Here is a 12,390-nt window from a genome sequence, read left to right as displayed (position 1 = left end):
CTATTTAGAAAATTTTTGAATATTAAACTCCTGTAGTAATTCGTTAAAAATTTCGGTATTGCTATGTGCTCCGTTTCCTATTAATTCAGATTCGTGCACCTCAATAGCATCAACCTCTTTTTTAACTAAATCATCTTTTTCATATTCGTATAAACTCCACGCTTGATTAGTATATTCTAAAGCTGTTAAATTTTCAATCCAGTCACCTGAGTTTAAATAAATAGTACTTCCTTTTTCATTATTTACTTCCCTAATCGTTGGTTGGTGTATATGACCACAAACAACATAATGGTAGTTTTCGTCAATGGCAATATCTGCTGCTGTATTTTCAAAGTCGTTTATAAACTTAATAGCTCCTTTTACACTGTTTTTAATTTTCTTACTAAAAGACAACTTACTGTAGCCCAACGTTTCACTAACCCAATTTACAAAGGTGTTTAACATTATTAAAAAGTCGTAGCCTATACCTCCTAGTTTTGCCAACCATTTAGAATGTTGCATGGTAACATCAAAAACATCACCATGAAAAAACCATCCCTTTTTACCATCAATATCTAAAACAACTTTGTTTACTATTTCAAAACTTCCTAAACGAAAACCTTTAAACCTACGTAACATTTCATCATGATTACCAGTTATATAATACACTTTGGTATCTGAAGTTATAAAAGCCATTAATTGTTTAATCACTTTTAAATGCGATTTCGGAAAATAACGCTTATTAAACTGCCATATATCAATAATATCACCGTTTAAAATCAGAATTTTAGGATTAATTGTTTTTAAGTAGTTGTGTAATTCAACAGCCCTACACCCAAAAGTTCCTAAATGCACATCTGAAATAACCGCAATATCTAACTTACGTCTCTTACTTTTTTTCATCGTTTAAAGGTCAATTACAATTCTAAAATTCTCAATAAGTTATTAGAACGTACTTTGTTTAGTTAATCGATGCTAAAGTATGTGAAAACGCTGTGTTTTGAGTAAAATATTAATTAATAGACTGTTATAAAAAGTTGAATTAATACAAGTCTTTGTAAATTTTTTGTAAAAAAATAAGGGTAGTTTGTTGTTTTAGTACAAATACCATCAGCAAATAATGCTGATGGTATTTAAATATCACTAAAGTAAAGTAGTATTTGTTATAAAGCTTTCTGTAGGTAGCTCTATTGCTTCTTTATCTTTTCTGAATAATCTGGCTGAAAATTCTCCTTTTAATTGAATTGTGTCGTCGGTTACCTGTAACCAGCTTCCTTCACGCAATCCTAACACCGGAGTTTCATTATAAACATGATATTCTTTAATTCTTGTTTCTCTGGTTTCTCCCATATGAGTTGAATCAGGATTTGGATCTAAATAATGTGCATTAATATTAAAAGGAATTAACTCCATTGTTTTAAAACTAGGCGGATATACAATTGGCATATCATTCGTGTTCATCATAGTAACACCACAAATATTACTACCTGCACTTGTACCTAAATAAGGAGTTCCGTTTTCTACCACCTTTTTTAAATCGAATAAAATATCATTTTTATATAATTGATTCACTAATTCAAAAGTATTTCCTCCACCAACAAAAATACCTTGTGCATTTTGTATCGCTTCTTTTGGATTATCAAACTCATGAATTCCTTTTACTTGAATATCCAACTTATCAAAAGCTTCTGCCGCCTTAGCTGTATATTCATCATATGAAATTCCGCTTGGACGAGCGTATGGTATAAAAACAATCTCTTCTACCGTATTATCAAAAAAAGTAGATAATGTTGGTAAAATATATGCTAAATAACTGCTTCCATGAACAGTAGACGTGCTTGCTATGATTATTTTTTTCACTTTTTATTTGATTTAGTTTTAACAAATGTATTTAAAATCATAGTTTTGCAACTCAACAATTAACAAAAAAAAATATTATTATGAAAAAATTACTTTTTCTTTTTGCAGCAACTTTATTATTCGTTTCATGTTCTGATAGTGATTCAGGTACTAGTTTAGATCTTAATGATAGTACTATCAGCGGAACTTGGGATTTAACTTTATTTGATTTAGATGCTGTAACTACTTTAAATATTCAAGGTGCAAATATTTCTGGTGAATCTAAGGCTGTAGGTAAAGATTATAACTTTAGTATCACTTTTACTGACAATCCTAAAGAATTTACTACAAGCGGTAGTTTTACTGTTGTTACAACTAGTACTACCAATGGAGTTACTAATACTTTAGAAGAAAAAGTTTCTGCTATCTCTGAATTAAGTTCAGGTGAATGGAAAATTGAAGACAATCAATTAGTACTTATAGGAGGTGGTGTTTCTTCTCCTATCGGTGTTGAAAGTATCACTGAAAACAAAGTTGTTTTAAAATTAAACGTTGATGAAACTCAAGATACTCAAGGTTTTGATTTTAACGTTAAAGGTGTAAGCACTTTTGTATTTGAAAGATAAAAATTAATTAATATTCAAATATAAAAACGCATCCAAATCGGGTGCATTTTTTATTTAACATACATTTCTACCAATGTTAAAACTTAGTATCTATTAACATTAAACTACTTATTTTTAACTCAATAGCCAATGTATCCTTGCAAATAAGTTATACTCTTGTACTTGTTTAAAATATATCAAATTACACCATGAAAAATTTATTATTAATATTTGTAGCAAGTGTGTTATTTATTTCTTGTAATGAAGAGGCTACAAACACTGTAAATCAAAACGATTTAGCTGGTACTTGGAATTTAACTGAATTTATAATTGGTACACAGAGAACTACAACTGCTATACCTTCCGGAGATGTAATTAACTCCACTACTTCAAAGACAATTGGTAAAGAGTCTAGTTTAACTTTTACATTTGATGAATCTACTAATGAGTTTACCACTGATGGTGAAATTACAATAGCACTTACAACAGATATAGGTACTAACAATCCAAGAACAGTTGAGGTAAAAACTAAAATAATTTATGGTTTGAATTCTGGTGCATGGAAAATTGAAAATGATCAATTGATATTTTCTGTAGATGATAAAGATGTTGTTATGGATTTAGACCGTTCTACAGATGGTAAAATAGTTTTAAAACAAATTATAGATACTAGCCATGATTCTTTAAGTGGAGATAAAAATATTAAAACACAAGGCATAGTTACTATTGTTCTTGAAAAATAGTTTTTAAAATAAATAGAGCATACAAAACCTGTAAAATTAATGTTTTACAGGTTTTTCTATTTAACAAACATTTACAGTTATATTAAAACTTTTTAAGAAGAATAGTGTTTTAATTTGTAACAGAACTAATTATATGCAAAAACTATTACCTTTTTTCTTTTTTACAATTACTTTTTATGGTGTTTCTCAAAACACTAGTATCGAAATTTCTGGTTCGCTATCTGATCGAATTGGGGAGGTTGTAAACGCTCATATATTAAATAAAACCTCAAAAAAAGGAAGCTTTTCTGACGATGAGGGAAATTTTAGTATCAAGGTTTCTTTAAATGATGAAATTGAAATCACTTCTGTTCAACATCATACTGTTAATATTACCGTAAGCAACGACATCATAACAAATAGAGAATTAATAGTTCAACTCCATTTAAAAGATTACCTATTAGAAGAAGTTGAAGTTAAAAAAACAGACTTATCGGGAGTTCTTGTGTCTGACTCTAAAAACATTGGAATATCTGACAGAGAAAAAATAATGCAAAACTTAGGTTTTAATCCACATCCTAAAAAAATATCTCAAATAGACCGTAAACTAATAACCGCTTCTTCTAGCGGAGCTGGATTAGTTTCTTTAGACCTAGTAATAAACACCTTATCTGGAAGATTAAGAAAGCTAAAAGAGGAAAAAAATGTAATTGAAAGTGATCAAAAAATGCAATTCATAAAAGATACGTATGGAAAAATGATTGTTCAAGAATTTGGTATTGATAGTTTAGAACTTAGTCGTTTCGTTTACTTTTCTCATTTTGATAAAAACTTTAATAAAGCTTATCATAGCAGCGAATTAGTATTTATTGAATTTTTACAACAACAGGCTACTTTATTTAAAACTCTAAAAGAATAATTGGCTTTGAAAAATATTTCACTACTTACTATATTTATTACTGGATTAAACACTTATGGTCAAAAAGTAATTATAAAAGGGAATGTTTTTGATGGTATAGGTACCATTCCAAATGCACACATACATAATAAAACAACCAAACAAGGTGCTTTTACTGATTATGAAGGAAACTTTCAACTTGAAGTTTCTCTAAATGATGAAATAGAAATTACTTCAATACAACATCATACCAAAGAAATAACCATTAATAATGTAATTCTTCAAAACAAAGATATTTTTGTAAAACTTCATTTAAAAGACTATCTATTAGATGAAGTAGTCATAAAAAAACAAAATCTGTTTCCTTCTTATGAAAGAAATTTTAAACAAAGTATAAGAGATATAGCCGTTGTAAAATCAGAAAGTCTAGACTTTTCTAAGATTGACTTTAATGAAACTGTTACCCTAAAAGATGATAATATATCGAAATCTAAAGTAGATATATCTAAAATGGTAGATCCTACTAAAAGATTTGAAGGAGTAACTTTAACTTCATTTTCATTATTTACTACCAAAAAAGAAAAAAGATTAAAAGAGAGAATTGCTAAAGAAAATTTTGAAGATCAACTTCCGGATAAAATTATCAGTTTAATTGGTAAACACAATTTAATTACTATCTATAAAATTCCAGAAGATAAAATATATCTATTCATAAACTATGCTATCGATAAAAAAGTAAAAGAATTAGTAAAAAAAGATAAAGTTTTGTTATTAATAGAAGATATAAAAGATAAAAGTGAGCGCTTTCTTAAAGAAAACCAATAAAAACTATTAATTTGGTCTCTTTTTTGCACCAAATAAAATCATGAAAAAAATACTCTTACCATTTATACTCATATTTTCATTATATGCTTTTAATGCTCATAAATTTTACATAGCACTTACCGAAATAGAATTAAATTCTGAAAAACAATCTGTGCAAATGATTATGAATGTGTTTATAGATGATATAGAAACAGCAATTAATAAAGACTACAATACAGATTTACAATTAAATACTAAAAAAGAGAATAGTAAAGTTGATGAGTTTTTCTTCAAATATTTACAAAAGCATTTTGATGTTACTATAGATAACAATAAATGTAATTATAACTTTATTGGTAAAGAATATGAAGGTGATTTGGTTTACTTTTATCTAGAAATTGAGAACATTCAAAACTTAAAAAACATTGAAATACAGAACGATGTATTAATTGAACATTTTCCAGATCAACAAAATCTAATTAAAGTAAAAGTAAACGGAGAAAGAAAAAGTTTATTTTTAACCAATTCAAATGATAAAGGTTTGTTAACTTTTTAACGAAACCGCAAACTTATTAGTAATTTTAAGCACTATTTCAAATAACATAACTAAAAATGAAAAAAACAATTGTACTGATTTTTTCAGCTTTGTTTGTGATTACAACCATTTCAGCACAAAACAATGCAAGAAAAACACAAAAAGGTCATACAAATGAAAACAAGTTTAAACAACTTGATGACTTATTGGCTACTCCAAATGACAAACACACAGCTTCTGGTGCTCCAGGTGTAAAATATACTCAACAAAAGGTTGATTATAAAATGGACATCGTTTTAAACGATGAGAAACAACAAATATCAGGAAAAGAAACTATTACATACCATAATAATTCTGAAGATGCATTACCTTATTTATGGGTACAGTTAGATCAAAACATGCGTGCTGCAGACTCTAAAACTCCAGACATTAGAACTGATAGAGTTCCTAGAGCTGTTGATAAAAAGAGTTTTGATCGTAACTTTAAAGATGCTCCTTTTGATGGTGGTTTTAAAATAATGAGTGTAACTAATACAGATGGTAGCAAATTATCATACATTATTAACCAAACAATGATGCGTATTAACTTACCTACGCCATTAGCTGCAGGTGCTACTTTTTCTTTTAACATTGAGTGGTGGTATAATATTAACAATCATAGAGTTGTTAGAGGAAGATCTGGATACGAACATTTCCCAGAAGATAACAATAACAATTATGTAATTGCTCAGTTTTATCCAAGAATGTGTGTGTATGATAATGTAGAAGGATGGCAAAATGATCAGTTTTGGGGAAGAAGTGAATTTGCTTTAGAGTTTGGTGATTTTGAAGTAAACATTACAACTCCTGACGATCATATTTTAGGAGCTACTGGTGTTTTAATGAATGAGAAAGAAGTATTAACTAAAAAACAACAAAAGCAGTTAGCTGTTGCTAAAAAGACTTTTGATAAACCTGTTATTATAGTTAGTCAAGCTGAAGCTGAAAAAACAGAGAAAACAAAATCTAAAAAAACAAAAACTTGGAAGTTTTTTGCTAAAAACGTAAGAGATTATGCTTTTGCTACTTCTAGAAAGTTTATTTGGGATGGTATGGCTGTTGATATTAACGGTAAAACGGTAATGGCATATTCATATTATTCAAAAGAAGCGAATCCTTTATATGGTGATCATTCTACAAAGGCTGTTGCACAAACATTAAAAACATATTCTCGTTATACTTTTGATTACCCTTACCACAAAGCTATTTCTGTAGATGGACAAATGGGAATGGAATATCCTCAAATATGTTTCAACCCAGGAAGACCTAATCCTGACGGAACGTATTCTGATAGAGTAAAATATAGAATGATTAAAGTAACAATTCATGAAGTAGGACATAACTTCTTCCCTATGATTGTTAACTCTGATGAGCGTAAATGGACTTGGATGGACGAAGGTTTAAACTCTTTTGTTGAAATGCTTGCCGAAAAAGATTACGACCCGAATTTCCCTATTGTAAGAGGTTTACCTAAAAACATTGTTGGGTATATGGATGGAAATCAAGAAAGAATAGCGCCAATTATGTCTAAAGGTGATAATGTATATGAGTTTGGTAATAACGCATACGGTAAACCTGCTACTGGTTTATGGATTTTAAGAGAAACTATTATGGGACGTGAGTTATTTGACTATGCTTTCAAAACATATTCAAAGCGTTGGAAATTTAAACACCCTACTCCTGCTGATTTCTTTAGAACTATGGAAGATGCTTCTGCAATGGACTTAGATTGGTTTTGGAGAGGTTGGTTTTATACTACTGATGTAACTGATATAGGAATTCAAAATGTAAAGAAATTCTATACAAAAGAGAATAAAAATGATGTAGATTTTATTGAAGACACAACTGCTGGTTTAGCTTTTGGTAAAGGAAAGAAATCAGATTCTAAATTTTACTATGAAGTTACTTACAACAAACCTGGTGGTTTAGTAATGCCTATTATTGTTGAATTTACATACAAAGATGGTACTAAAGAAAGAAAAACATATCCTGCTCAAATTTGGAGGTTAAATGATAACCAAGTAACTAAAGTTTTCTCTTCTACTAAAGAAGTAACAAACATTGCTCTTGATCCAGATTTAGAAACTGCGGATGTTGATACTAGTAACAACAACTGGCCTAAGAAGAATGACACTAAATTTGATGCTTTTAAAAGTAAAATTAAAGGATAATATTTAGTAATACATTTTATAATTACAAAAAAGACAGCAATAGATAATTGCTGTCTTTTTTACTTTATACGGTTATTTACATTTAGTAAATTTGTGTAATTACTAATAGCTACGTTAAAACCTATTTAAACATGGATTTATTTAATCAAAATAATGAAATCACTAATTTACTACCTAGTGGTGGTACTGTAAATTATTACGGATGCGTGTTTAATAAAAAAGAGGCTGATTTTTATTACGATCATCTTTTACATAACATTGAGTGGAAAAATGATCAAGCTATTATTTTTGGTAAGCTCATAACCACCAAAAGAAAGGTTGCTTGGTATGGAGATAAACCTTTCCAATACACATACTCAAAAACTACTAAAACAGCCTTAACCTTTACTGATGAACTTTTAAACATTAAAAAATTCATTGAAAAAGAAACAAACGAAACATATAATTCTTGTTTATTGAATCTATATCATGATGGCTCTGAAGGTATGGCTTGGCATAGCGATGGCGAAAAGGACTTAAAAAAGAATGGGGCTATTGCTTCTATAACTTTTGGAGCGGAAAGAAAGTTTGCTTTTAAAAATAAGGACACTAAGGAAGTTGTTTCTTTAGTGTTACAACATGGTTCTCTTCTTGTTATGAAAGACGAAACACAAACCAATTGGTTGCACCGCTTACCTCCTACTAAAAAAATCCACAGACCAAGAATTAATCTTACTTTTAGGACAATAACCACTATTTAGCAATCGGCTTGCAGTAAGCAGTTTTTTAGTTGGCAGTAGTTGAACTACTCTTATTATATAGCCATTAATCTGAAAATTTGATGCGGTGTAACTAAAATCACAAAGTCTAACCTCTTTTTTCTAGCTTCTATCTTCTTTATTAATTATAAAAAACAATATACGCATTTAAGCTTGTAGCAATCGTCATCCAAACTAAATAAGGCGCTATTAAAGCAGTATAAAACTTCAACTTTTTAAGATGATTAAAAGCGAAATAACCTATCAGTAACCATAAAGCTGCTATTACTATTAAACCGACTACGGTAAGATGCTTGTTGAAAAAGACTAAGTTCCATCCTACATTCAATAACCATTGCGCTATGTATAAACTCATTAACGTTTTACTAAATTCTTTGTACTCATAACTTAATTTGGTCATGTAAAATGAAAATAACAACATAATGGTAGTCCAAGCCACACCAAAAACCCAATTTGCAGGTGTCCAAGGTGCTTTGTTTAAAGATTCATACCAACCTGTTCTAGGTCCGTCATTCATTACTAAAACACCAACATAAAGTGCTAAAAAATTGAATACTAAAAAAATGATGAAACGTATGTATTTATTCATAAATGGTTAATTAATTTTTATATGATCTATCGTTAATTTGAAATCTTCGTTTTTCTTATTTCCGATTAAAATAGCAACTTTTTCTATTTTATTAGAAGAAAAGTTATCCTTATCCAAACGGTACCCTCTAAAAGAAGGATAAAAATCCTTTAAATCTAATACAATTTCTTCCCAATTATTAGAAGTTTCAAAAGATTGTACATACCAATAACGCTGACTTAATGTTGATTTTATTCTGAATTGATATTGTTTTCCGTCTCCTTTTACTCTTAACTTTACGCGAGTAGCATCCGAAGGTACCTCAACAGAAACAGAAGCTTGTGTCATAGCAAAACCTCCATTATTTTCTGTAGAAACAGCTCCCGAAAAAACAGCATCAAACTCGTCATTTAAAGAAATTGAAGATGATGAAATGCCTCCCATAACATCATCATTTACAATTCTCCAACGATTCATTTCACAATCTTTATGAAAATCAAAAACAGTTTGTTCCTTCATAAATAAGCATATTGAAAAAAATAAAATCAGCAAGCGCATATTATAATTTTAAACTTACAATACCTGCATCAATTGGAAATACTTGTCCAGATATAGCTGCAGCGGCATCTGATAATAAATAAGCTGCTAAACTAGCGACCTCTTCTGCTTTTAAAAACTTTTTAAGTGGATGACGCATTTCCATATTTTCACGCTGCTTATCATTTCTTAATAGTTTTTCTGCCAACGATGTATCTGTAACTGTTGGAGCAATACAATTGAATCTTACTTTTGTAGCAAACTCTCCTGCTAAAGATTTTGTAATTCCCTCTACTGCAGATTTACTAGCTGCAACACTTGCATGAAATGGCATACCTAATTTAGTAGCTACTGTACTGAATAAAATCACACTACCATTATTATTTTTTAATGATTTTATATATTTCTGAATAACTTTTACAGCTGCTATTACATTAATTTCAAAATCATTTCTAAAATCATCTAAAGACAATCTATTTATAGGCTTTAAATTAATACTACCAGGACAAAATACCAATCCATGAATGTCATCTTCTATTTCTGGTAACTCATCTTCTAAAACATCAATTGAATAATGAGTTATGTTTGTATGAGCTTCTGGTACTGTTCTACTTAAATTAATAATTCCATGGGTCTCTTTTAATGCATTTACAATTGCACCTCCAATACCTTTACTACCTCCTATTACTAGTATATTTTTCATATGTATGTTGTTTGTTCTTCTGAAAACAGAAGCTTATTTTATGATTTCTAAACTGAATTAGCGTTTAGATACTTTATTATTTGAAATATTTCTTTGTCTACTACACTTAAACCTTCCTTTTGCAAATTCTCTTTTTGCTTGATGCTTTGTACTTCTACCTTGTACTCGTTTGCGCCACATTCTAAAGCTTGAAGGTTTCATTTCTTTGCGCATAAGGTCAATCACTTCTTGTTCCTTTAATCCAAATTGATATTTAATTGCATCAAAAGTGGTTCTGTCTTCCCATGCCATTTCTATAATTCTATCTATTTGTCTATCCGTCATAGTAATCTAAGTTTAAAAAAGTGTTCTTTAAATCAGTCATTTTATTAATGAACTTTTTGTTCTCTACGTAATTTTTATTTTTTAAAAACTGAATTGAATTTCCATCGGCATGGATGCTAAAAAACTGAGCATTATAAATCACCAGTTTATAATAAGGTATTGCCCAAGAAAAACGTTCTAATCTGTTAGTAAAATGCACTAAAATCCCTTTAGGTCTTAGCTCAATATTTCCATAATTCAATTCACTAAACTGTTTTTGTTTAGGCTGAAGTTTACTACTCATTTTTGCAATCATTAGCCTACCCGATCCTACACCTTTCATTTTAATTTTTTGAAATAGTGAAAAGTCTTTTCCTAAGGCTATGTTTGTTTCTTTGATGAAATCTTCGTTGTTATATGTTGTATTGTAAATCATTCGTCTCTTAACATTCTTTTTCTATCTGTGATAGTATGTTTTCTTAAAATTCGCATACTCTCTCTACGTACCATCGGATTTTTTTTCATATTCCATAAAATATCACTTGCTTTCTTTCTATTCTCTTTAACATCTACAATCGGACATGGATAATCTTTCCCTAAATGGAAATTATTAAACTGCTGGTCTAATTGTGTCATTAAATAAGGTTCATGAATAAAAGGCACTGGTAAATTTGCTAATTCTGGCACCCATTTTTTTATAAATAAAGCATCCGGATCATGTTCTTGTCCGTTTTTTATCGGATTGTAAATGCGTAAATTGTTAATTCCTGTTTCTCCTGCTTGCATTTGTAACTGCGGAAAATGAATTCCTGGTTCAAAATCTAAGAAACATCTAGACAAATGATGAGTTGCTTCTTGCCAAGGTTGCCATAAAATGTGTGTAAAAAAAGAAACCAACATTGCTCTCATTCTAAAATTAACATAACCAGTTTCATTTAAACAACGCATAGAAGCATCTACTAACGGAAAACCTGTTTGACCTGTTTCCCATGCTATTTTATAAGTTTCAGAAATTGATTTTTTAAGTTTGTGATATCCTTTATTAATGCTTGCATTCTCCATAGTACACTCCATTTCAAACTTTTGAATAAAGTGTGCTTGCCAACGTAAACGAGATATAAAAGCTCCTAAATGTCTTTTATTCTCACTTTCTGCTTTTACTTCTTTTGCTTTCTGAAAAATTTCTCTAATTGATACATTCCCCCATGCTATGTATGGAGATAAACGACTACAACTTGATCTTGAAGCTTCTGGCTTAGATATATGGAACATGTATTTCTCATGTCTTGTTTCAAAAAAAGTATCTGCATATTTCCAAGCCATCGATCTACCACCATACTGAAAATTCGTATCCTTCTCAGTAGCTAAATCCATTAACATAAAATACTTAGATAATTTATCTATTTCTTGAATTGACAAGAAATCTTGTGAAGATGCTTCAAATGTTAAAGGAGATTGGTACATGTAATGTTCCCATTTTTCAAACCAATCTTCTCTATTTAACAAACCTCTTAAAACTCCGTTGTTAATATTTTCTGACCATTCAATCGAATTGTTTCTACAATATCTATTGAATTCTTTATCTCTATTAAAAGTAACTAATAAACCTGTTTCTTGATGCGAATAGACATTAGTGATATTGTAAGCATTAAACAATTGATTAAATACCGCAAAAATATCTGCCTGTACACATAAAACTTTAGTGTTGTACTTTTGTAACTGCTCGTTAAGATCTTGTAATGATTGTTTTATAAAATTCCAATGACGCTCACTGTAATGAGGATCATTAAGTAATAAATTTTCAAAAACATACAATAACAATACTCTTTTACCGCTTTGTAAGGCATTGTATAAAGCCTCGTTGTCTTCCAATCGTAGATCGCGTTTTAGCCATACTACTGTTATGTTCTCTCTATCACTCATCTTTTT

At 29.6% G+C, this 12,390-nt stretch carries 15 protein-coding genes; 7 read left to right on the top strand and 8 right to left on the bottom strand.

Translation table 11 applies throughout. From position 1 onward, the window contains the following. Positions 1-882: a UDP-2,3-diacylglucosamine diphosphatase gene (locus EYW44_RS01370; RefSeq protein WP_132721633.1), complete on the bottom strand. Its 882-nt coding sequence runs from the start codon at positions 880-882 to the stop codon at positions 1-3. A 240-nt stretch (positions 883-1,122) separates the two neighbouring features. Further along, positions 1,123-1,839 (bottom strand): dipeptidase PepE, encoded by a 717-nt coding sequence (gene pepE, locus EYW44_RS01365; protein WP_132721631.1) that lies wholly within the window; start codon positions 1,837-1,839, stop codon positions 1,123-1,125. A gap of 80 nt (positions 1,840-1,919) precedes the next feature. Between pepE and EYW44_RS01360 the strand changes: the two genes are divergently transcribed. From EYW44_RS01360 to EYW44_RS01330, 7 genes are all read left to right on the top strand, one after another. Continuing rightward, positions 1,920-2,444, top strand: a complete 525-nt coding sequence (locus EYW44_RS01360) for a hypothetical protein (RefSeq protein ID WP_132721629.1) — start codon at positions 1,920-1,922, stop codon at positions 2,442-2,444. A gap of 188 nt (positions 2,445-2,632) precedes the next feature. Further along, positions 2,633-3,166, top strand: a complete 534-nt coding sequence (locus tag EYW44_RS01355) for a lipocalin family protein (RefSeq protein WP_132721627.1) — start codon at positions 2,633-2,635, stop codon at positions 3,164-3,166. Between the two features lie 133 nt (positions 3,167-3,299). Next, positions 3,300-4,064, top strand: coding sequence for a hypothetical protein (locus EYW44_RS01350; protein ID WP_132721625.1), 765 nt, complete (start codon positions 3,300-3,302; stop codon positions 4,062-4,064). A 6-nt stretch (positions 4,065-4,070) separates the two neighbouring features. Next, the gene (locus EYW44_RS01345; protein ID WP_165872131.1) at positions 4,071-4,868 is read left to right on the top strand and encodes a carboxypeptidase-like regulatory domain-containing protein; all 798 of its coding nucleotides are present in this window, start codon (positions 4,071-4,073) and stop codon (positions 4,866-4,868) included. 40 nt (positions 4,869-4,908) lie between these two features. Further along, on the top strand, positions 4,909-5,403 hold the full coding sequence (locus EYW44_RS01340; protein ID WP_243643586.1) for a DUF6702 family protein: 495 nt from the start codon (positions 4,909-4,911) through the stop codon (positions 5,401-5,403). 56 nt (positions 5,404-5,459) lie between these two features. After that, positions 5,460-7,592, top strand: coding sequence for a M1 family metallopeptidase (locus tag EYW44_RS01335; protein ID WP_132721621.1), 2,133 nt, complete (start codon positions 5,460-5,462; stop codon positions 7,590-7,592). Between the two features lie 131 nt (positions 7,593-7,723). Continuing rightward, a complete protein-coding gene (locus EYW44_RS01330; protein ID WP_132721619.1) occupies positions 7,724-8,332 on the top strand; it encodes an alpha-ketoglutarate-dependent dioxygenase AlkB family protein in 609 nt (202 codons plus the stop codon). Between the two features lie 139 nt (positions 8,333-8,471). Here the strand turns inward: EYW44_RS01330 and EYW44_RS01325 are convergent, their stop codons facing one another. The 6 genes from EYW44_RS01325 to EYW44_RS01300 are packed head-to-tail and all read right to left on the bottom strand — an operon-like array spanning position 8,472 to position 12,384. Continuing rightward, a complete protein-coding gene (locus EYW44_RS01325; RefSeq protein WP_132721617.1) occupies positions 8,472-8,939 on the bottom strand; it encodes a TspO/MBR family protein in 468 nt (155 codons plus the stop codon). Between the two features lie 6 nt (positions 8,940-8,945). Beyond that, complete coding sequence (locus tag EYW44_RS01320) at positions 8,946-9,437, bottom strand: CIA30 family protein (protein ID WP_132721615.1); 492 nt, start codon at positions 9,435-9,437, stop codon at positions 8,946-8,948. A 40-nt stretch (positions 9,438-9,477) separates the two neighbouring features. After that, positions 9,478-10,158: an SDR family NAD(P)-dependent oxidoreductase gene (locus EYW44_RS01315; RefSeq protein ID WP_132721613.1), complete on the bottom strand. Its 681-nt coding sequence runs from the start codon at positions 10,156-10,158 to the stop codon at positions 9,478-9,480. A 57-nt stretch (positions 10,159-10,215) separates the two neighbouring features. Then, on the bottom strand, positions 10,216-10,482 hold the full coding sequence (locus tag EYW44_RS01310) for a TIGR03643 family protein (RefSeq protein ID WP_132721611.1): 267 nt from the start codon (positions 10,480-10,482) through the stop codon (positions 10,216-10,218). Next, complete coding sequence (locus EYW44_RS01305) at positions 10,472-10,897, bottom strand: hypothetical protein (protein WP_132721609.1); 426 nt, start codon at positions 10,895-10,897, stop codon at positions 10,472-10,474. The genes EYW44_RS01310 and EYW44_RS01305 overlap by 11 nt, the downstream gene beginning before the upstream one ends. Then, positions 10,894-12,384 (bottom strand): cryptochrome/deoxyribodipyrimidine photo-lyase family protein, encoded by a 1,491-nt coding sequence (locus EYW44_RS01300; RefSeq protein ID WP_132721607.1) that lies wholly within the window; start codon positions 12,382-12,384, stop codon positions 10,894-10,896. Before EYW44_RS01300 ends, EYW44_RS01305 begins: the two co-directional genes overlap by 4 nt. Positions 12,385-12,390 lie beyond the last annotated feature (6 nt).

The organism is Tenacibaculum sp. M341 (assembly GCF_004337695.1).
GTDB lineage: Bacteria > Bacteroidota > Bacteroidia > Flavobacteriales > Flavobacteriaceae > Polaribacter.
Note: the sequence above shows the minus strand (reverse complement) of the source record. Positions and strands in the feature narration are given on the sequence as shown.

What these genes read in the sequence shown, in the direction of transcription:
- EYW44_RS01370 (WP_132721633.1), bottom strand. Translation starts at nt 882, where the DNA reads ATGAAAAAAAGTAAGAGACGTAAGTTAGATATTGCGGTTATTTCAGAT.
- EYW44_RS01360 (WP_132721629.1), top strand. Translation starts at nt 1,920, where the DNA reads ATGAAAAAATTACTTTTTCTTTTTGCAGCAACTTTATTATTCGTTTCA.
- EYW44_RS01355 (WP_132721627.1), top strand. Translation starts at nt 2,633, where the DNA reads ATGAAAAATTTATTATTAATATTTGTAGCAAGTGTGTTATTTATTTCT.
- EYW44_RS01350 (WP_132721625.1), top strand. Translation starts at nt 3,300, where the DNA reads ATGCAAAAACTATTACCTTTTTTCTTTTTTACAATTACTTTTTATGGT.
- EYW44_RS01340 (WP_243643586.1), top strand. Translation starts at nt 4,909, where the DNA reads ATGAAAAAAATACTCTTACCATTTATACTCATATTTTCATTATATGCT.
- EYW44_RS01335 (WP_132721621.1), top strand. Translation starts at nt 5,460, where the DNA reads ATGAAAAAAACAATTGTACTGATTTTTTCAGCTTTGTTTGTGATTACA.
- EYW44_RS01330 (WP_132721619.1), top strand. Translation starts at nt 7,724, where the DNA reads ATGGATTTATTTAATCAAAATAATGAAATCACTAATTTACTACCTAGT.
- EYW44_RS01325 (WP_132721617.1), bottom strand. Translation starts at nt 8,939, where the DNA reads ATGAATAAATACATACGTTTCATCATTTTTTTAGTATTCAATTTTTTA.
- EYW44_RS01320 (WP_132721615.1), bottom strand. Translation starts at nt 9,437, where the DNA reads ATGAAGGAACAAACTGTTTTTGATTTTCATAAAGATTGTGAAATGAAT.
- EYW44_RS01315 (WP_132721613.1), bottom strand. Translation starts at nt 10,158, where the DNA reads ATGAAAAATATACTAGTAATAGGAGGTAGTAAAGGTATTGGAGGTGCA.
- EYW44_RS01310 (WP_132721611.1), bottom strand. Translation starts at nt 10,482, where the DNA reads ATGACGGATAGACAAATAGATAGAATTATAGAAATGGCATGGGAAGAC.
- EYW44_RS01305 (WP_132721609.1), bottom strand. Translation starts at nt 10,897, where the DNA reads ATGATTTACAATACAACATATAACAACGAAGATTTCATCAAAGAAACA.
- EYW44_RS01300 (WP_132721607.1), bottom strand. Translation starts at nt 12,384, where the DNA reads ATGAGTGATAGAGAGAACATAACAGTAGTATGGCTAAAACGCGATCTA.